The sequence below is a fragment of the Bradyrhizobium sp. TM233 genome (genome assembly GCF_036247965.1).
In the GTDB taxonomy this organism is placed as follows: Bacteria; Pseudomonadota; Alphaproteobacteria; order Rhizobiales; family Xanthobacteraceae; genus Bradyrhizobium; species Bradyrhizobium ottawaense.
Map to the genome: position 1 here is coordinate 530,470 of NZ_BTIG01000008.1, position 19,794 is coordinate 550,263.

Genomic DNA, 19,794 nt, shown 5'->3' on the forward strand with positions numbered 1-19,794 from the left:
GATAGCCCCCAAGTCTTCAGAAAACACTTCATCAATGGTCGATATCCTCAATCTGGCGCTACCTTATTTTGGCTTGATCTTCGTCGGTTTTGCCTGCGGCAAGGTCAAGTCCCTGCCGGAATCGGGCCTCGCCTGGATGAACTTCTTCCTGCTCTACGTGTCGCTGCCGGCGCTGCTGTTTGCGATCATGTCGAAGACGCCGTTTGCGGAATTGAACAACCCGCCGTTCCTGGTGGCGACCACGCTCTCCACCGTCGTCGCGTTTACACTGGCACTGGTCGTGGGCAAGGTTTTCGGCCGGCTGACATTGCGCGAGGCGACGCTCGCAGGCCTCTCCGGCGGCTACGGCAATATCGGCTATATGGGGCCCGGGCTGGCGCTCGCCGTGCTCGGGACCAAGGCGGCGGCGCCGACCGCGCTGATCTTCTGCTGCGACAGCATCTTCCTGTTCACGATCGTGCCGCTCCTGATCGAGCTGTCCGACCGCGACCATCCCTCGATCATGCACGCCTTCGGCGTCGTGCTGAAGCAGATCGTGCTCAACCCGCTGATCATGTCGGCCTGCTTTGGCGCCGCGGTCGCGGCGCTGCATATCGAGATGCCGGTCGCGCTCGACCGCACCATCACCTTCCTCCAGAACGCAGCCGCGCCGACCGCGCTGTTCGTGCTCGGCGTGACCGTGGCGCTCCGTCCGTTCGACCGGGTGCCGTGGGAAGTGCCGGGCGTGATCGCGATCAAGCTCCTGATCCACCCACTGGCGGCGTTCGGCCTGATGCTGGCGTTCGGCCCCTTCGCGCAGCCCTGGGCTGCGACCGCCGTGCTGATGGCCTCGCTGCCACCGGCGCTGAACGTGTTCGTGATCGCCCGGCAGAACGATGCCTGGATCGAATCGGCGTCCGTCGCGGTGCTGCTCGGCACCTTCGCGTCCGTGGTCACGCTGACCAGCGTGATGTGGCTGCTTCAGAGCGGACGGCTGGTGTTTCCGTGAGCGGTTTTGGAGCTTCGCCGTTTCCGCAAGGACGCTGCGCTCCCTCTCCCGCTTGCGGGGAGGGTTGGGGTGGGGCTCTCTCCGCGTTGGGACTGTCTGAAATCCGCGGAGAACGTCTTTACGCGGAGAGAGCCCCCACCCGGCGCTACGCGCCGACCTTCCCCGCAAGCGGGAGAGGTTGCACCGAGCCAGCGGCCAATTCGTTCAACCTAACGCAGCTACCTTCGCCAGGTCGGCGTCAGGCCCTCGCGCATGGCAAAGCGCCGGAGCGGGCCGATGGCGCCGAGCAGGTGCATGCCGACGGCGCGGACCGGCTGGAGCGGCAGGAAATCGTTGAGCAGCGAGCGGTTGGCGATGTCGATCGCAAAGGTGCGGCTCAAAACGTCCGGACGCCGCGCGCGGTCGTAGCGCTTGAGCACGTCGGGCGCGCCGGGATCCTGGCCGGCTGCGATGACCTCGCCCGCCAGCCTGGCAATATCGGCTGCATCGCGCAGGCCGAGATTGAGGCCCTGGGCGCCGATCGGGGGAACCACATGGGCAGCTTCCCCGACCAGCGCGATGCGGTCGCGGCCGAAGGATTTCGGACGTTCGATCGCCAGCGGGAACAGGTTGCGGCCGGGCTCGACCGTCATGCGTCCGAGGATCGAATGCGACTGTTTCTCGATCGCGGCCGACAGCTCGGCATCGCTGAGGCCGCGGAGGCGTTCGGCCTCCGCAGGCGCCGAGACCCAGACGATGCTGGAGCGGTCGCCGGGCAGGGGCACGAACACGCAGGGTCCATGCGGTGTGTGGAACTCGGTCGAGACGTTGCGATGCGGCCGCGTGTGGCCGACGTTGAAGGTCAGCGCGGTCTGCGTCAGCTCGCGCCGCGTCACCGCGATGCCGGCAGCTTCGCGGCACAGCGAATGCCGGCCGTCGGCGCCGACCACCAGGCGGGCCGAGAGAAACTGCGCGGAGGCCGTGCGGACCGCGACGTCGTCGGCTTCGATGACGACGCTTTCGGCCTCGTCGTCGAAACGGACGAGATTGGGCAGCTCAGCCGCACGCTCTTCCAGAGCCAGCATCAGCGAGCGGTTGTCGATGTTGTAGCCGAAGGCGTCGAGCGCGATTTCGTGACAGGAGAACCGGACCTCGGGGCTGCGGAACAGCCGGCCGGTGTCATCGACGAGGCGCATGGTTTCGAGCGCAGCCGCCTTGCCCTTGCAGCGCGACCAGACGTCGAGCGTTTCCAGCAGATCGACGGAGGCACCAAGCAGCGCGGTGGTGCGATTGTCGGCATAGGGTACGCGCCGCGCCACCAGCGCTGTCCGCGCACCCGCCTGCGCCAGTGCGATGGCCGCCGCAAGTCCGGCCGGTCCACCGCCGATCACGGCGGCGTCATAGAGTGTCGATGCGTCTGTCATGGAACGACAAATGACACGCCCGGCGGCAAATTCAAGCCCACTGATTTTGCCTGATTTTTCGACGAATTGTGCGGGCGGGCGGCGCCATGGCGGATGTGCAAAGCGGCCTCATTCTGATAGCAGGGGCCATGGACAGCCAAGAGGATTCCCTGAAGCCCACGCCCGCGATCCGCGCCGCGGCGTTCTCGGTGCACATCTTCACCGCGTTCGGCGCGGCGATCGCGTTATTGGCGATGCTGGAGGCCGTGCGCGAGCATTGGGCGGCGATGTTTCAGTGGCTGGGCGTCGCCCTGATCATCGACGCGATCGACGGTCCGATCGCGCGCCGGCTCGACGTCAAGAACGTGCAGCCGAACTGGTCGGGCGACGTGCTCGATCTCGTGGTCGACTTCGTCACCTATGTCTTCGTGCCGGCCTACGCGATCGTCGCCAGCGGCCTGCTGCTGCCGGTCGCGGCTCCCTTGCTCGGCATCGCCATCATCGTCACCAGCGCATTATATTTCGCCGATCTGCGCATGAAGGCGGACGACAATCATTTCCGCGGCTTCCCGGCGTTGTGGAATGCGGCGGCGTTCTATCTGTTCCTGCTGCACTGGCCGCCGCTGTGGTCGACGCTGCTGGTGGCCGCACTCGTCGTGCTGACCTTCGTGCCGTTCCACGTGCTGCATCCGGTCCGCGTCGTGCGGCTGCGCTGGCTGACGATGTCGCTGATCGGGATCTGGGCGCTGCTTGGCCTCTACGTGCTGGAGATGGATTTCCGCGTCGGCGCCGGCGTCACCATCGCACTCTGCGCGATCGCGCTCTGGATCAGCTTCAGCGATGCGCTGATACGACTGGCAAGATCCTTCGCATGATGCATCTGTTGACCAGTCCCGAAGCCTGGGCCGCGCTGCTCACCCTGACCGCGCTTGAGATCGTGCTCGGTATCGACAACGTCATCTTCCTGTCGGTGATCGTCTCGCGCATCCCCCAGCAGCAGGCGGACCGCGCCCGCAAGATCGGGCTCGCTCTCGCGCTGATCTTCCGCATCATCCTGCTCAGCGTCCTGGTCTGGCTGATCGGCCTGACCGCGCCGGTGTTTTCATTCAAGGGTTCGGACTTCTCCTGGCGCGACCTCATCCTGATCGGCGGCGGCCTGTTCCTGATCGCGAAGGCGACGCACGAGATCCACGCCGAGGTCGAGGCCGATGACCGCGAGGGCGATCAGAAATCCGGGGGCAGCGCCTTCTTCTGGGTGATCGTCCAGATCATCGTCATCGACATCGTGTTCTCGCTGGATTCGATCATCACCGCGATCGGCATGGCTGAGGATATCGAGATCATGATCGCGGCGGTCGTGATCGCCTGCCTGATCATGTACATTTCGTCGGGTCCGGTGTCGCGCTTCGTCGCGGAGCATCCGACCACGAAAATGCTGGCGCTGGCCTTCCTGGTGCTGATCGGCGTCGCGCTGGTCGCGGACGGATTCCAATTCCACATTCCGCGCGGCTACATCTATTTTGCAATTGCGTTCTCGGCGGCGGTCGAATTCTTCAACGTGCTGGCCAAGCGCAACCGCAGGAAGACCACCAAGCCGTCGGTTTAGGCGTTCCAGCTACATCGAGTTGACAAGGCGGGCGCGATGTCTTTCGCTGGCCTTTGAGAAGAGGAGGTCAGGTGATGACCAAAGCGGTCCGTGTGCACAAGGTCGGAGGCCCCGAAGCCCTGGTCTACGAGAGCGTCGATGTCCCGGCGCCCGGCCCCGGCGAGGTGCGCATCCGCCAGCATGCGGTCGGCCTGAATTTCATCGACGTCTATTACCGCACCGGTCTCTACAAGGCGCCGGGCCTGCCCTTCATCGCCGGCAACGAGGCCTCGGGCGAGGTCGTCGCCGTCGGACCGGGCGTCACGAATTTCCATCCCGGCGACCGCGTCGCCTATTACTACAATCTCGGCGCCTATACCGGCGAGCGCAATATTCCCTGGGAGAAGCTGGTCAAGCTGCCCGATCACATCACCCACGAGCAGGGCGCCGTGCTGATGCTCAAGGGCCTGACCGTCTGGTATCTCCTGCACAAGACCTTCAAGGTCGAGCCGCATCACCGCGTGCTGATCCATGCCGCCGCCGGCGGCATCGGCCTTTTGGCCTGCCAATGGGCGAGGGCGCTCGGAGCCCACGTCATCGGCACGGTCGGCTCGCGCGAAAAGGCCGAGCTCGCCGAGGCCAATGGCTGCGATCACGTCATCCTCTACAACGAGGAGGACTTCGTCGCGCGCGTCAAGCAGATCAGCCGCAACGAAGGCTGCGACGTCGTCTATGACGGCGTCGGCAAGGCGACCTTCCCGGGCTCGCTGTCCTGCCTGAAGCCGCGCGGCATGTTCGTTTCCTTCGGCAACGCCTCCGGCCCGGTGCCCCCGTTCTCGATCGCCGAGCTCAACAATCACGGCTCGCTGTTTGCGACGCGGCCGAAGCTCAACGATTACGTCGGTACGCGCAAGGAGCTGCTCGAAGGCGCCGACACGCTGTTCGCCGCCGTCATCAACGGCAAGCTGCACGTGCCGATCAACCACGCCTACGCGCTGAAGGATGCCGCCAAGGCGCATATCGACCTCGAAAGCCGCAAGACCACGGGCGCGTCGATCTTGAAGCCGTAGTTCTCGTGTCCCGGACGCGCTGCAGCGTTCTTACGCTGCTGCGCAGAGCCGGGACCCAGATGCAACACGCGATGCGGGGAGATGGGCCCCGGCTCAGCAGCGCACCGTCGAAGAGACGCTGCGCTGCGTCCGGGGCACGAGACTGCTCCTACGCCACCCGCCGTGCCGCGCCGGCCTTGGTTAGAATCCCGTCGAGACAATCGATCATCTCGGCGATCTCTGCCTTCGCGACGTTCAGCGCCGGCATGAAGCGCAGGGTGTCGAGCTGTGGTGCGTTGAGGAGCACGCCGGCTTCGAACGCTTGCGCGACGATGCCGGGCGCGATCGGCAGCTTGAGGTCGAGCGCGAGCAGCAGCCCGCGTCCCCGCACGCCGCCGAGCCCGTGCCGGGCCGAGACCTTCTGCAGCTCGCTTTCGAGCAGCAGGCCGGTTTCGGCGACCTGTTTCAGGAAATCCGGCTTGCTGACCTCCTCGAGCACCGCGAGCCCCGCCGCGCACATGATCGGGTTGCCGTTGAACGTGCCGCCCTGGTCGCCGTGCTCGAAGCAGGAGGCATGTTCGGTGGCAAGCAAGGCGGCGAGCGGCACGCCGCCGCCGATGCCCTTGCCGAGCGTCATGATGTCGGGCGCAATCCCGGTGTGCTCGTAGTGGAAGAGTTTTCCGGTCCGGCCCATGCCGGTCTGGATCTCGTCGAAAATGAGCAGCAAGCCGTGGGCTTTGGTCAGCGCGCGCAACGCTTGCAGGAACTGATCGGTCGCTGGCCACACGCCTGATTCACCCTGGATCGGCTCGAGCATCACCGCGACGGTGTTGTCGTTGATCAGCTTCTCGACCGAGGCGATGTCGTTGAGCTTCGCCTTCTTGAAGCCCGCGACTTTCGGCTCGAACAGCGGTTCGAACGCCTTCTTGCCCGAGGCCGACATCGTCGCCAGCGTCCGGCCGTGAAAGCCGCCTTCGAAGCTGATGATCTCGAACGCGCCGCCCTTGTGCAGGCTGCCATATTTGCGCGCGAGCTTGATCGCACCCTCGTTGGCTTCCGCGCCGGAATTGGCAAAGAACACCTGGTCGAAGGCGCTGTTCGCGACCAGGGCTTGCGCCAGATTGAGGCTCGGCTCGTTGTAGAAGGCCGGGCTCGGCGTCAGCAGCCGCTTCGCCTGCGAAGCGAGGGCATCGGCGATCGCAGGCGGCGAGTGGCCGAGGCAGTTCACGGCCCAGCCCTGCACGAAATCGAGATAGCGCTTGCGGCCATCGTCCCAGAGGTAGGAGCCCGCGCCGCGGACGAACACGGCCTTGGGCCGTGCGGTGATGTCCATCAGCGCGTCATACGGATGCGTGGTCATGTCGAACTCCTCTGGAGGCGGGTGGAAAACGGGCGCAAAAAGCAGAAAGGCCGCACCTTGCGGGTGCGGCCTTCTCGAAAACTTCAGCTGAATTCGGTGGTTCAGCGGCGTCGTCGGACATGGCGCACCCTCTCATCGTCGCGGGAGCGACGACGGAGCATTTCGGTGCGCAGGTGGGTCCGGGAATTGATCATGGGGCGGGTCCGTACAGCCGAATGGCAGGGCTTGTCAAGCTGCTGATTTGCAAGACACCCGCCTGGCGTGCAGCGATCAGGTCAGATGCGCAGCTTCCTCGGTGTCGTCGTCGCCCCAGTCCGCACTCGCAATCGACGTGTCGATCAGCTCGCCGCGCAGCAGCTTGAGCGGCGATGACCAGTACAGCGCGATGTTGTGGAAGGGGTCGGTCAGCACCTTGAAGACCCACACGAGGCCAGTCGTGACGTCGCGGGTGACGAAGAGCTGGATCATGCGAATGAGGCCGCCGCCGATGCCGATCGCGAGCCAGAGTGCGCCAACATGACGGACGAAATCGAGACGCGTGGTGGGCGGATCGAACAGACCGAACAGGGCAGGGAACGCGTACAGCGCGACCGGCGCGCTACCCCAGACCAGCAGCAGGATGATCTTGCGGCTCTGGTTATATCCGACCTTGACCGCTTCCTTGTAGTCGTTGCTGACGTCGTTGACGGCGTCGTAGCCATTCGGCTCGAAGAAGAAATGCCCGGTCTGCCGCGTCAGCATCGCCAGCCAGCCGACGATGCCGGCAAGCGCGGGGTCTGCGAACAGCAGCGCATAGCAGCCGAGGAAGATCGCGGCGCTGATCAGGTGCAGCGTCTGGTTGACGGTGCTCTGGTGGTAGAAGCGGTAATCGTCGAAGCGCTGCGTGCGCAGCATGTCCGAGAGACGGCTCATCAAGAAATCCTCGCTCGCGTTGAAGGCGCGGGCAGAGTTAGGACGAGTCCGTGACCCCTGCGTGAATGCATTATAGTGTCACATTGCCGGCGCGCGGCGCTGCGGTGCGGCTTACTCGACACCGTAATGCGCGAATTCGTCGACGATCCCAGCGTTGATCGCTTTCGCTGCAGCGATGTCGCGCTCGGCGCCTTCGTTGTCGCCCTTCTTCCGCTTCGCAAGCCCACGACCGTAGAGCGAGCTGTCGTACGCGGGCTTGGTGCTCAGTGCCGCGTCGTAGTCCGCAATCGCCGCGTCGAGATTGCCGAGCTTGAGGTAGGTGAGGGCGCGGCTGTCCAGCGTGTAGGGATCGTCGGGGGCCATCTTCAGGGACTGATCGCAGTCGGCCAGCGCCTCCTGCAGACGGCCGAGGATCGCGCGCGTCATGCAGCGCGAATTGAATGCGGCGGGATAGTTCGCATTGGCCTTGATCGACCGGTCGTAATCCTCCAGCGCCAGCGCATAATCGTGCTCATCGAAATACATATTCGCGCGCGCATAGAAATCGCGGTCGTTGTTCGGGCTGAGCTGCAGCGACCTGGCGAAGTCGGCCAGCGCGCGGACCCGGTCGCCGCGATCGCGGTAGACGCGTGCGCGGTTGCCGTAAGCCGGGCCGTAGTTCGGGTTGAACTGGATCGACAGATCGAAATCCGCAAGCCCGCGCTCGTCCTCGCCGTGGTTGCGATAAGCGGTGCCGCGGTTGAAGTAGGCCAGCGCGAATTTCGGGTCGAGCTTGATGGCCTGATCATAGTCGGCGATCGCGCGCTCGTAGTCGTTCTTGTCGATGAAGGAGTTGCCGCGGTTGTTGTAGTAGAGCGGGTCGCGGGCGTTCAGCCGGATGGCGCGCGTGTAGTCGGCGATGGCCTGATCCTTCGCGCCGAGATCGTCATGGGCAATCCCCCTGTTGTACCAGAGGTCGGGATGTCTGGGATTGAGCTCGATCGCACGGTTGAAGTCCGCCAGCGCACGCACGGCGTCGCCCTTTCGCCGAAGCATCTCGCCGCGATTGGCGAGCGCATGGACATCGTTGGGATTGGCCTTGAGCACGGCCGCGCAACCCTCGATGCGCTGCTCCTCGCTGCCCGCGTCGTCGTCCTCGTAGCACCATTGGCGCAGCTGTGCGGCTGACGGGGATCGCGCCGCGGCGGGGGCGGACAGCGCGAGCAGGGCCATCGTGAGGCCGATTGCCGACAGCTTGAACCAAATTCCTGATGTCTCGTGGTATTTCATTTGCGTACCGCGTCGAAACCATTGCGCCTCTAGCGCGTTTGTGATCGAACAACGCGACTTGGTTCGAACCGGACGCAACTCGGCTCAGACCAAGAGGGACGGGACCAACCAGACAGATTTCAGCCTTGTCCGATACGCCTTATCCCATTGATCTCGACAGCATTCGCGGCGCGTTTCCGCCGGGCATCGAAGCGCCTCCGCTGCTGGTCGACTTTGCCACCTGGCTCAACGGGCGGCCCTGGGGCAGCGTCGGCTGCTTCTCGCTGCAGGGCCAGTTCTCAGATCACGCGCCAATTACCGACGGTAGTCCCTTGCGGGACAGGTTTTCGCTGTTCATGCGGCTGCCGGACGGCTCGGCCGTCGGCGGCTGGTACGGCGCCGGTCTCGACCGCGACAATCCGCCGATCGTGGGACTGGGATCGGAGGGCGACTACGAGCTGCTGGCGCCGAGCCTCGACGGCCTGCTCGCCAAACTGACGTCGCAACAATTCAACAATGCCTGGAGCGATCTCAGGCCGCATGACGAGGTCGAGCCGCAGACGGTCGAGCTCGCACAATGGCTGGCCGGACGGCCGCTCGGCGAGCCAGCGACGCCCGACGACAATTCGTCGGAGCTGCCCGACTTCCGTGGCTTCATGGAAAAATGGAGCCGGGATCGCGAGGACTACTGGGCCAATCACCGCCTGATGGCCGAGCTCGGCTGGCGGCTGGCCGCCCATCTGCCGAAGGGCAAGAAGCCCTGGGACCGGACGAGATTCGAGATCGCGATCGTCGGCAAGCAATATGAGGCGCGCGTGCTCTCGCACGGACCACGGCCGTTCGATGAAGCCGCGTCGATCGAATCCCTGCTGCGCGACCTGCGCGAGGAGATGCGCCGCGCCCAGCCCGAGCTTGGCCTGTGGTACACGATGAATTTTGGGCTCTATGCCGACGGCCGCGTCATGCCGAATTTCGAGTACGATGTGCGCCCGACCATCGACGGCGAGCCGGCGACCTTGTCCGAAGCGCAGGCTGATCTCGCCCGCGCCCCGCGCCCGGAGCGCTGGGTGCCGAAATGGCTGACGACCTCCTGAAGCCTCGGAATTCCGCGACGCTGCCGCCCAGCCGGCGCCCCCAAATCTTCTGCTGTGGCGCCATCTTGACCTCGCGGGGACGGCACCTTCGATCCCTCTTGACTTAGAGCGCGCTCGAAGGGGTATCTGTACGTGCGTCAGTACGAGAACGGGCACACATGAAGATCGGTGACCTCGCAAGACGAACCGGCTTGTCGACTCACACGCTGCGCTACTATGAGCGCATCGGGCTGCTGCCATACGCAGACCGGGATCGCTCCGGCCAGCGTGACTTTGACGCATCGATCCTCACATGGATCGCATTCCTCGGTCGGCTCAAGACCACGGGAATGCCGATCCGGGACATGTTGCGTTATGCGGCGCTTCGTGACGAAGGCGAAGCCACTGGGCCAGCCCGGCGGCAGCTGCTGGAAGTCCACCGGGAACAGGTTCGCACGCAGATTGCCGAACTCCAGGAATGCCTGCTCGTCCTTGATACCAAGATCGCCGGCTATGCCGGCGACGAACAGAGGACGAAGGAAAATGACGCACGCCCAAACACAAGCCGAAAGCCGCTTCGATCGCGGCCAGCGGGCCCTGTCCCGCATTGACGGCAGAGCCGGCGAAAAGGTCGTCGCCTCACTCGCCGACATCGCTCCGGATTTCGCACGATACGTGATCGAGTTTCCCTTCGGCGACATTTACAGCCGCCCGGACCTCGGCCTGCGCGATCGAGAGATCGCGACGATCGCCGCGCTGACGGCGCTCGGAAATGCCGCGCCTCAGCTCAAAGTGCATATCGAGGCGGGTCTGAACGTCGGGCTGTCTCGCGACGAGATCGTGGAGATCATCATGCAGATGGCCGTCTATGCGGGCTTCCCGGCGGCGGTGAACGGGCTGTTCGCAGCCAAGGAGGTGTTTTCCGCGCGGCAGGCGTCGGGAGAAGCGACATGACGAACTTGCGTGGGCACCGCGCCCGGAGCGCCGGGTGCCGAACGGTGATGGAGCTATCATCGCTACGCTCGCAACGACGGAGAGCCTCAGAACCCCGCGACGCTGCCGTGTAGATCGTACTGATCGGCGCGCTCGATCTTGGCGGTGACGATCTCGCCGACGCGCAAGGGGCGGCGGCTCGTCAGGTAGACCGCGCCGTCGATCTCCGGCGCATCGGCCTTGGAGCGGCCCTTGGCCACGGTCGGGCCGACCTCGTCGATGATGATCTGCTGGCGCGTGCCGACCTTGCGCTTCAGCCGGCGCGCGGAGATCTTCTGCTGCCGGGCCATCAGCGCGTTGTAGCGCTCCTGCTTGACCTCTTCCGGCACCGGGTTCTCGATCGCGTTCGACGTCGCCCCCGCAACCGGCTCGTATTTGAAGCAGCCGAGGCGATCGATCTCGGCCTCGTCGAGCCAGTCGAGCAGATAGGCGAAATCGGCATCGGTCTCGCCGGGGAAGCCGACGATGAAAGTCGAGCGCAAAGCGAGATCGGGGCACTCTTCGCGCCAGCGCTTGATCCGCGCCAGCGTCTTGTCCTGCGCCGCCGGGCGCTTCATCGCCTTCAGCACCTCCGGGCTCGCATGCTGGAACGGGATGTCGAGATAGGGCAGCACCTTGCCCTCATTCATCAGCGCGATGACCTCGTCGACATGCGGGTAGGGGTAGACATATTGCAGCCGGACCCACGCTCCAAGCTCGCCGAGCTCGCGCGCGAGATCGAGGAATTTGGCGCGGACCTGACGTTCCTTCCACGGGCTCTCGGCATATTTCAGATCGACGCCGTAAGCCGAGGTGTCCTGCGAGATCACCAGCAATTCCTTGACGCCGGCGCCGACCAGGCGCTCGGCTTCGCGCAGCACGTCATTGGCCGGGCGCGAGACGAGGTCGCCACGCAGCTTCGGGATGATGCAGAAGGTGCAGCGGTTGTTGCAGCCCTCGGAAATCTTCAGGTACGCGTAGTGCCGCGGCGTCAGCTTGATGCCCTGCGGCGGCACCAGGTCCACGTGCGGATCGTGGGCCGGCGGCAGCGCGCGGTGCACGGCGTCGAGCACGCTCTCATATTGCTGCGGGCCGGTGATGGAGAGCACGCCGGGATAGGCCTGCTCGATCTGCTCGGGTTCCGCGCCCATGCAGCCGGTCACGATCACCTTGCCGTTCTCGGCCATGGCCTCGCCGATCGCCGAGAGCGATTCCTGCTTGGCGCTGTCGAGGAAGCCGCAGGTGTTGACGATGACGATGTCGGCCCCGTCATGCTTGCGGGCGAGCTCGTAGCCCTCCGCGCGCAGGCGCGTGATGATGCGCTCGGAATCCACCAATGCCTTGGGACAACCGAGTGATGTGAATGAAATACGGGGCGCTCTGTCCATGTAATCGCCTGGAGCCTAGATCGGAATTGTCTGGATTTGCTATCCAACTAATTGAACCGATGGCGAAATTCAATCACTAACCTATGCGGTGCGATGCTAAAGCGATACTCGCGCGTATATGACGTGATCGGCCAGTCACAAGGGAGGTCTGGACTGACTGAGGGCTGCTGATGCGGGAAGCCGGTTCCGATCGTGTGAGTGGAGGAACCGAGATGAATTGCTCCAACGTGCACGTTTTAGTTGTTGTTTTCTTTCTTGCTTGATTCCACGGAGCTAAACTGCGATGCGCCGTTTCATCTTCGGCATGGCTTTCGTTACCGCTTCCTGCGGCGCGATGTTTCCGGTACGGGCTGAAGTCGACAAGATCCTCCATGTCTGCGATCGGCAAGAACGGATGTGTCCGGAATTCAGGCCACGCGTGAAGGCACCTGATGGGTGGACGAGGGACGAGGCCGCGAGTCTCAAATACGGCGCCTCGATGTTCGTGCCCAACGGGAAGGGGTTCGGTAAAGCCGAGGTGATCATCTATGCCGAAGGCCGCTACAACAAGGATCGGACCGAACTGGTTCAATGGGTCGCAACGAGCGATAGGGATTGGGCGACGACATCCGGCAAGAATGCCAAGATTACCACGCTTCCCTCGGTGAACCCCAAGATCGTTGTCAACCGCTACGACAATCCGTCCCTGAAGGACCAGCCGATTGAAGTGATCGCGCATTACGCAGATCTCGACAAGGACGGCAATTCCTACGTCGTGCGGCTAGCGGTCTCCGGCCTCAACGAGACGGCGGTGCTGGCCGCCGTGCCACTTCTCGACGAAATGATCGCTGGCGCGAGGATTCCGTGAGAGCGTATGCCCAAATGGCAGCTGCCGTCGGGCGGGAGTGGGCGGCTTTGAAAGTTTACATTCGTTGTCTCAGGCACACCCGAGCGACACGAAGCTGACCTTGGGCGCAGCCGCCTGATCCATATCTGATCTGCCTGATTGACCGGCCTGAGCTAGTCCCAATTGCCCACAATTACAACCCTTTGCAGGGCGTTCCGGCGTGCTATGGATGAATCACCTGCCGTGAGTGAGCAATGAGCGCCGAACAGTCGCCCAAAATCGTGATCGTCGACGAAAGCCCGATCCGCGCTGCGATCCTGGAGGAGGGATTGCGGGAGGCTGGATTCACGCAAGTGGTCCATATCCGCGAGATGCAGAGCCTGCTCGCCCGTATTTATGCGGTCGACCCCGACATCATCCTGATCGATCTGGAGAACCCCAGCCGCGACGTGCTGGAGGCGATGTTCCAGGTCAGCCGCGCCGTGAAGCGGCCGATCGCGATGTTCGTCGACCAGAGCGATTCAGCCTCGATCCAGGCCTCGGTCGAGGCGGGGGTGTCCGCCTACATCGTCGACGGGCTGAAGAAGGAGCGCATCAAGCCGCTCCTCGACCTCTGCGTGTCCCGCTTCAACGCCTTTGCCAAGCTTCAGGAGGAGCTCGAGCGCACCAAGTCGCAGCTCGAGGACCGCAAGATCATCGAGCGCGCCAAGGGCATCCTGATGAAGGTGAAGGGCCTCACCGAGGACGAGGCCTACGTGCTGCTGCGCTCAACCGCGATGCGCGAGAAGAAGAAAATCGGCGAGATCGCGCAGTCGATCATCACCGCGTCGGAGATGCTGAAATGACCGCCCCCCTTCGCATCGGGTTCATTCCGCTGGTCGATGCCGCAGCCCTGATCGTTGCCGTCGACAAGGGATTTGCCGCCGCCGAAGGGCTCGAGATCGAGCTGGTGCGCGAGGTGTCCTGGTCCAACGTCCGCGACAAGCTCAATATCGGCCTGTTCGACGCCGCGCATCTGCTCGCGCCCGTGGCGATCGCGTCCTCGCTCGGGCTCGGCCACGTCAAGGTGCCGATCGCAGCCCCCTTCAATCTCGGCATCAATGGCAATGCCATCACGGTGTCGCCGGTGCTTCATGCGGCGCTGATGGAGGAGATCGACGGCGATCGCTTTGACCCGATGGTTACGGCGAAAGCGCTGGCGAAAGTGGTGGCCAAGCGGCGCAAGGCCGGGGCAGAGCCGCTGACCTTCGGCATGACCTTCCCGTTCTCGACCCACAATTATCAGCTGCGGTTCTGGATGGCGGCGGCCGGCGTCGATCCCGACGAGGACGTGCGCCTCGTGGTGCTGCCGCCGCCCTACATGGTCGACAGCCTCAAGAGCGGCCATGTCGATGCATTCTGCGTCGGCGCGCCCTGGAATTCGGTCGCGGTCGATCTCGGCATCGGCCACATCCTGCATTTCGTCTCCGACATCCTGGTGCGCGCCGCCGAAAAGGTGCTGGCGGTCCGTCAGGTCTGGGCCGACAAGAATCCGGACGTGGTCGCTAGCCTGGTGCGCGCGGCGGTGAAGGCCGCCGAGTTCATCGAGAGCCCTGCGAACCTGGCCGAGGCAGCGCAGATCCTGGCGCGGCCCGAGCGGATCGGCGTCGATGCCGAGGTGATCCAGCGCTCGCTCGTCGGCCGCCTGAAGATCTCGCCCGAGGGTGAGGTGCGCGAAAGCGGCCGCTACCTCCTGGTGGGGCGGGAGGAGGCAGGGCGCCCCGATCCGGTCCAGGCTGCCTGGCTCTATGCGCAGATGGTGCGTTGGGGGCAGACGGCGCTCACTCCGGAGGGCGTCAAGACGGCGATGGCCGTGTTCAGGCCCGACCTCTACGATGCGGCCGTTGGCCGCCGCCCGCCCGAGCAGGCTCCGACCGCGTTCGGGGCATTCGCCGGCCCGGTTTTTGATCCTGACAACATCCGGGGGCATCTTGAGGCCTTCGAGGTCGGGCGCTGGAAGGCTTGATTCGGCCTGCGCCTTTTTTAGGCACGCATTCCAGCTGCCTAAAATTTGATCCGGCTGCTCGAATTTCGTGAAAGTGCATCGCCCGGGATTTCCCGGGGACGCGCCTAATCATCTGAAATAGCGTTATTTTCCATTTTGGCCAAGCTGGCACGCAACTTGAATGTTGCAGTGCGGCCAGCTTGTCACAGGTGCCTGCTGAGCCGAGTCCCGCAGCAACGAAGCTGATCGGACCGTTGGGTAACGAAGCCGGCTCCTAAGGGCCAGCCCAGTTCCTCGCGGGTCGCGCCAATGTCCGTCGATGCCACCCAGGTGGCCGCAGGAGCTTCGTTACCGACCATGAAAATCGATACGCTCGCAGTCGACTTCACCGACGAGCAGAAACGCTATCTCGAAGGGTTTACGACCGGTTTGCAGATCAGCCGGGTCGGTCGTGGTCTCGGCGGCGGAGGCGGCGCCGGCAAGGCGAATGCCGAGCCCGTTGGTCCCGACGCCGTGCACATCAAGGCCCAGGACAAGGTGATCGCGTCGGGCAAGAAGCTCGCGGACCAGGAGAAGTTCAAGCGCGACGAGCATCCCTTCGATGCCTATCCGCGGCTGCGTCAGCAGGCGCACGACAACACGCCGCCGAGCCCGGCGGACAATTTCCGCTGGCGCTATTACGGCATCTTCTACGTCGCGCCGACGCAGGACTCCTACATGAGCCGCCTGCGGATTCCGAACGGCATCATGAAGCATTGGCAGATGTCGGGCCTTGCCGATCTCGCCGACGAAACGTGCGGGCCGTACAGCCACGTCACGACGCGCGCCAATCTGCAGCTTCGCGAGATCCCGCCGAAGAATGCCGTGAAGCTGCTCGAGGGCATCCAGGAGCTCGGCCTGTGCTCGCGCGGCTCCGGCGCCGACAACATCCGCAACGTGACGGGAACGCCGACGGCCGGCATCGACCCGCAGGAAATCATCGACACGCGGCCCTATGCGCGCGAATGGCACTACCACATCCTCAACGATCGTTCGCTCTACGGCCTGCCGCGCAAGTTCAACGTCGCCTTCGACGGTGCCGGCAGGATCGCGGTGCTCGAGGAGACCAACGACATCGCCTTCACGGCGTATGAGGTGAAGGACGGCTTCGGCGTCGAGCCCGGCGTCTGGTTCCGCCTCGGCCTCGGCGGCATAACCGGCCACAAGGACTTTGCGAAATATTCCGGCATCATCGTCAAGCCGGAGCAGGCGACGGCCGTCGCCGATGCCATCGTGCGCGTGTTCATCGACCATGGCGACCGCACCAACCGCAACAAGGCGCGGCTGAAATATGTGCTCGACGCCATGGGCCATGACGGCTTTCTCAAGCTCGTCGAGGAACGATTGAAGACGCCGTTCACGCGCGTGCCGGAAGAGGCGTTTCAGCCGCGCCCCGCTGCGGATCGCATGGCGCATGTCGGCGTGCACAAGCAGAAGCAGGACGGCCTCAACTGGATCGGCGTCTCGCTGCCGCTCGGCAAGCTCACCTGCGACCAGATGCGCGGTCTCGCCAAGGTCTCGCACGACCTCGGCGACGGCGAGATCCGCCTCACGGTCTGGCAGAACCTGCTGATCTCAGGCGTGCGCGACGAGAACGTCGAGCTTGCGATTGCCGCGATCAAGCAGATCGGGCTCGCGGTCGAGGCCTCGCACATCCGCGCCGGCCTGATCGCCTGCACCGGCAATGCCGGCTGCCGCTTTGCGGCGTCCAACACCAAGCGCAACGCGGCCGAGATCGGTGATTGGTGCGAGCCGCGCGTCGCGATGGACAAGCCGGTCAACATCCACGTGACCGGCTGCCACCATTCCTGCGCGCAGCATTACATCAGCGACATCGGCCTGATCGGGGCGCGCGTGCCGGTGAACGAGGACGATACGGTCGAGGGCTACCACCTCTTCACCGGTGGCGGGTTCGGCCCCGACGCCGATGTCGGGCAGGAGGTCTATCACGACCTCAAGGCCGAGGACGCGCCGAAGACGGTCGAGGGACTGCTCAAGGCCTACATCGCCCATCGCTCGTCGCCCGACGAAACCTTCCTGTCCTTTGCGCGCCGCCACGACGGCGAGACGCTGCGCAAGCTTGCCGATGCACAGGTGTCCGCATGAACCAGATCACGCCTCCGCCGAAACTCGATATCATTCCCGCCAGCGCGCCGTTCTCCGATGCGCAGCGGTCCTGGCTGAACGGCTTCTTTGCCGGGTTGCTGTCGCCTGATGTCGCCGCGCCGCTGTCGGCGGAGCAGGGCGCCGCCGTCATGCAAGGCGCAGCCGGTGACGGCGACGACGGTGAAGCGCCGTGGCACGACCAGACCATGCCGATCGCCGACCGGATGAAGCTCGCCGAGGGGCGCCCGGTGCGCCGCAAGATGATGGCGGCGATGGCGCAGCAGGATTGCGGCCAGTGCGGCTACAATTGCCACGACTATTCGGAAGCGATCGCGGGCCGCAGCGAAGCCCGGCTCAACCTCTGCGTTCCCGGCGGCAAGGAAACCGCGCGGATGCTGAAGTCGCTCTACGAGGAGCTGGACAAGACACCGGCGGCCAAGACAAGTGACAAGGCTGCTGACAAAACGGACGCGGTGACCGCGCCGGCCGTGACCGTGACGATCGCAGAGCCGGGCCGCTCGCGCGACAACCCCGTGACCGCGACCTTCCTGTCGCGCCGTCTGCTCAACAAGGGCAAGTCGGAGAAAGAAACCTATCACGTCGAGTTCGATCTCTCCGAGAGCAAGCTCGACTACGTCGTCGGTGACAGCTTTGGCGTGTTCGCGCGCAACGAGGTCGGGCTCGTCGACCAGATCATCGCTCTGCTCGGCGCCTCCCACACCACCAAGGTCAACGGCAAGACGTTGCGCGAGGTGCTGATCGACGACGTCTCGCTGTCGCCGGCACCCGACACGCTGTTCGAGCTGATCTCCTTCATCACCGGCGGCGCGGCGCGCGAGAAGGCACGGGCGCTGGCGCAGGGCGAGGATCCCGATGGCGATGCCGCCACCCTCGATGTCATGGCGGCGTTGCAGAAGTTCTCCGGCACGCGGCCGCATCCGGAGGCCTTCGTCGAAGCGCTGGAGCCGCTCCAGCCGCGGCTCTACTCGATCTCGTCCTCGCACAATGCGACGCCCGGAAAGCTGTCGCTGACCGTCGATTCCGTGCGCTACGTCATCGGCAAGCGCAAGCGGCTCGGCGTCGCCTCGACCTTCCTCGGCGAGCGCATCGGCGAAGGCGAAAATCTCAAGGTCTATGTGCAGAAGGCGCACGGTTTCGGCCTGCCTCAGGATCCGAAGACGCCTGTGATCATGATCGGCCCCGGCACCGGCATCGCGCCGTTCCGCGCCTTCCTGCTCGACCGCAAGGCGACCGGCGCGCCCGGCAAGAACTGGCTGTTCTTCGGCCATCAGCGTAGCGATTGCGACTTCTTCTACCAGGAGGAGCTCAACGCGATGAAGACCTCGGGCCTGCTGACGCGCATGTCGCTGGCCTGGTCGCGCGACGGCGAGAAGAAGTTCTACGTGCAGGACCGCATGCGCGAAGTCGGCCGCGAGGTCTGGACCTGGCTCGCCGAAGGCGCCCATCTCTACATCTGCGGCGATGCCAAGCGCATGGCCAAGGATGTCGAGCGCGCGCTGGTCGACATCGTCGCCCAGTTCGGCGCGCGTTCGACCGACGAAGCCGTGAGTTTCGTCGCCGAGCTCAAGAAGACCGGCCGCTTCCAGGCTGACGTCTACTAAGGCTGTCACTCCACCGTCATCCGAGCCGGTTCCAGCTGGCTCGGATTTGAACGAATAAGATTCTCGGAACCTCTATCTGGAGAGAATTTACGTCTGCGATGCGGCCCATTCGAAGCAGGCGCATCGCTATTTGCTCCGGCATCTTGCCTCCCGCCCTGGTTGATCCCTCATAATCACGCAAATGGGGCGTTGGAGATCGACCATGCGCGAACTATCGGCGGAAGCCAGGCTGCACTTTTACGCGCGCTCGCTCTCGCGGCAGACCCGGGCGAGCATGCATCATGTTGGGCTTTACAGCGCGTTCGCCGTGATCGCGGCGATCGTGTTCGGCACGTTGTCGGTGCATCCGTTCTAAAGCTCTCGCAGGGTGGGCAAAGCGGAGCGTGCCCACCACCTGCCTCAATCATGCGGACATCGTGGGCACGGCGCGCGGAGAGCGCGCCTTTGCCCACCCTTTGTGTCTCACGCCCCGCGCTTGAACGGCGCGACCTCGATCCCCGCATCCTTCAAGGCCTGACGCAAGGTCCGCGCGATCTCGACGGCGCCGTGGGTGTCGCCGTGGATGCACACGGTGTCCGTGCGCATCTTGATGACCTTGCCCGTCACCGAGACCACCGCGCCGTCCTGCACCATGCGCACCACGCGGTCGGCGATCGCCTTGGCATCATGCAGCACCGCGCCGGGCTTCTTGCGCGAGACGAGGTTGCCGTCGTCCTCATAGGCGCGGTCGGCGAACACCTCGTGCACCATCGGCAGATTGGCGTCCTCGCCGGCCTTCACCAGCTTCGAATTGGCGAGCACGACGAAGATCAGGCTGGGATCGACCGCCCGGATGCCGGCCGCGATCGCCTTCGCGGTCATGTCGTCCTCGCAGGCGACGTTGGAGAGCGCGCCGTGCGCCTTCACATGCGTGACCTTGTGGCCGGCCGCGGTCGCAATCGCCTGCAACGCGCCGATCTGGTAGGCGACGAGGTTCTCGATCTCGGACGCCTTCAGGCCCGCGATCGGATGCCGGCCGAAACCGTGCAGGTCGCGATATCCAGGATGGGCGCCGACCGAGACGCCGCGCGCTTTCGCCAGCTCGACCGTTCGGCGCATGATGTCGGGGTCGCCGGCATGGAAGCCGCAGGCGACGTTGACCGAGCTTGCAAGCTCGATCATCGCAGCGTCGTTGCCCATCTCCCACGCGCCAAAACCTTCGCCGAGGTCGCAATTGAGATCGATCGTCTTCATGGGTGCTCTCCGCCTCTGGTCGTCGTG

19 protein-coding genes are annotated in these 19,794 nt (G+C 64.5%); 13 read left to right on the forward strand and 6 right to left on the reverse strand.

The genetic code is table 11. The features are described from left to right. Positions 1–34: 34 nt before the first annotated feature. Complete coding sequence (locus AABA86_RS20580; RefSeq protein WP_338308135.1) at positions 35–988, forward strand: AEC family transporter; 954 nt, start codon at positions 35–37, stop codon at positions 986–988. A gap of 218 nt (positions 989–1,206) precedes the next feature. Here the strand turns inward: AABA86_RS20580 and AABA86_RS20585 are convergent, their stop codons facing one another. Further along, positions 1,207–2,391 (reverse strand): UbiH/UbiF family hydroxylase, encoded by a 1,185-nt coding sequence (locus tag AABA86_RS20585; RefSeq protein WP_338308136.1) that lies wholly within the window; start codon positions 2,389–2,391, stop codon positions 1,207–1,209. 86 nt (positions 2,392–2,477) lie between these two features. Between AABA86_RS20585 and pcsA the strand changes: the two genes are divergently transcribed. From pcsA to AABA86_RS20600, 3 genes are all read left to right on the forward strand, one after another. Next, positions 2,478–3,245, forward strand: a complete 768-nt coding sequence (pcsA, locus tag AABA86_RS20590) for a phosphatidylcholine synthase (RefSeq protein WP_338308138.1) — start codon at positions 2,478–2,480, stop codon at positions 3,243–3,245. Beyond that, positions 3,242–3,976 (forward strand): TerC family protein, encoded by a 735-nt coding sequence (locus tag AABA86_RS20595; RefSeq protein WP_338308140.1) that lies wholly within the window; start codon positions 3,242–3,244, stop codon positions 3,974–3,976. Before pcsA ends, AABA86_RS20595 begins: the two co-directional genes overlap by 4 nt. A 74-nt stretch (positions 3,977–4,050) precedes the next feature. Further along, positions 4,051–5,025 (forward strand): quinone oxidoreductase family protein, encoded by a 975-nt coding sequence (locus AABA86_RS20600; RefSeq protein WP_094890344.1) that lies wholly within the window; start codon positions 4,051–4,053, stop codon positions 5,023–5,025. Between the two features lie 148 nt (positions 5,026–5,173). Here the strand turns inward: AABA86_RS20600 and AABA86_RS20605 are convergent, their stop codons facing one another. From AABA86_RS20605 to AABA86_RS20615, 3 genes are all read right to left on the reverse strand, one after another. Continuing rightward, entirely contained in the window at positions 5,174–6,364 is a 1,191-nt protein-coding gene (locus AABA86_RS20605; RefSeq protein WP_212249482.1) for an acetylornithine transaminase, read from the reverse strand. A gap of 270 nt (positions 6,365–6,634) precedes the next feature. Then, entirely contained in the window at positions 6,635–7,276 is a 642-nt protein-coding gene (locus AABA86_RS20610) for a hypothetical protein (protein ID WP_338308142.1), read from the reverse strand. 111 nt (positions 7,277–7,387) lie between these two features. Next, a complete protein-coding gene (locus tag AABA86_RS20615; protein ID WP_338308144.1) occupies positions 7,388–8,545 on the reverse strand; it encodes a tetratricopeptide repeat protein in 1,158 nt (385 codons plus the stop codon). A gap of 125 nt (positions 8,546–8,670) precedes the next feature. Here AABA86_RS20615 and AABA86_RS20620 point away from each other — a divergent pair, with 125 nt between their 5' ends. The 3 genes from AABA86_RS20620 to AABA86_RS20630 all read left to right on the forward strand — a co-directional run bounded on the left by AABA86_RS20620 (position 8,671) and on the right by AABA86_RS20630 (position 10,551). Further along, on the forward strand, positions 8,671–9,618 hold the full coding sequence (locus AABA86_RS20620; protein WP_338308146.1) for a hypothetical protein: 948 nt from the start codon (positions 8,671–8,673) through the stop codon (positions 9,616–9,618). A 158-nt stretch (positions 9,619–9,776) separates the two neighbouring features. After that, the gene (locus tag AABA86_RS20625) at positions 9,777–10,208 is read left to right on the forward strand and encodes a MerR family transcriptional regulator (RefSeq protein WP_338308147.1); all 432 of its coding nucleotides are present in this window, start codon (positions 9,777–9,779) and stop codon (positions 10,206–10,208) included. Continuing rightward, the gene (locus tag AABA86_RS20630; RefSeq protein ID WP_338308199.1) at positions 10,141–10,551 is read left to right on the forward strand and encodes a carboxymuconolactone decarboxylase family protein; all 411 of its coding nucleotides are present in this window, start codon (positions 10,141–10,143) and stop codon (positions 10,549–10,551) included. Before AABA86_RS20625 ends, AABA86_RS20630 begins: the two co-directional genes overlap by 68 nt. Before the next feature lie 86 nt (positions 10,552–10,637). Here the strand turns inward: AABA86_RS20630 and rimO are convergent, their stop codons facing one another. After that, a complete protein-coding gene (gene rimO, locus AABA86_RS20635; RefSeq protein ID WP_212249471.1) occupies positions 10,638–11,957 on the reverse strand; it encodes a 30S ribosomal protein S12 methylthiotransferase RimO in 1,320 nt (439 codons plus the stop codon). A gap of 283 nt (positions 11,958–12,240) precedes the next feature. On the opposite strand from rimO, the gene AABA86_RS20640 reads away from it, so the two are divergent. The 6 genes from AABA86_RS20640 to AABA86_RS20665 all read left to right on the forward strand — a co-directional run bounded on the left by AABA86_RS20640 (position 12,241) and on the right by AABA86_RS20665 (position 18,889). Then, positions 12,241–12,804: a hypothetical protein gene (locus AABA86_RS20640; protein ID WP_338308148.1), complete on the forward strand. Its 564-nt coding sequence runs from the start codon at positions 12,241–12,243 to the stop codon at positions 12,802–12,804. A gap of 233 nt (positions 12,805–13,037) precedes the next feature. Then, positions 13,038–13,628, forward strand: coding sequence for an ANTAR domain-containing response regulator (locus AABA86_RS20645; protein ID WP_212249469.1), 591 nt, complete (start codon positions 13,038–13,040; stop codon positions 13,626–13,628). After that, positions 13,625–14,788, forward strand: coding sequence for a CmpA/NrtA family ABC transporter substrate-binding protein (locus tag AABA86_RS20650; protein WP_338308150.1), 1,164 nt, complete (start codon positions 13,625–13,627; stop codon positions 14,786–14,788). Before AABA86_RS20645 ends, AABA86_RS20650 begins: the two co-directional genes overlap by 4 nt. 336 nt (positions 14,789–15,124) lie before the next feature. After that, positions 15,125–16,912, forward strand: a complete 1,788-nt coding sequence (locus AABA86_RS20655) for a NirA family protein (RefSeq protein ID WP_338308153.1) — start codon at positions 15,125–15,127, stop codon at positions 16,910–16,912. Then, positions 16,909–18,534 carry a sulfite reductase subunit alpha gene (locus AABA86_RS20660; RefSeq protein ID WP_212249466.1) on the forward strand — a complete coding sequence of 542 codons (1,626 nt, stop codon included), beginning with the start codon at positions 16,909–16,911 and terminating at the stop codon, positions 18,532–18,534. The genes AABA86_RS20655 and AABA86_RS20660 overlap by 4 nt, the downstream gene beginning before the upstream one ends. Before the next feature lie 202 nt (positions 18,535–18,736). Then, positions 18,737–18,889 carry a hypothetical protein gene (locus tag AABA86_RS20665; RefSeq protein WP_212249465.1) on the forward strand — a complete coding sequence of 51 codons (153 nt, stop codon included), beginning with the start codon at positions 18,737–18,739 and terminating at the stop codon, positions 18,887–18,889. Between the two features lie 107 nt (positions 18,890–18,996). Here the strand turns inward: AABA86_RS20665 and AABA86_RS20670 are convergent, their stop codons facing one another. Beyond that, entirely contained in the window at positions 18,997–19,767 is a 771-nt protein-coding gene (locus AABA86_RS20670) for a LamB/YcsF family protein (RefSeq protein WP_166096610.1), read from the reverse strand. Positions 19,768–19,794: the final 27 nt, after the last annotated feature.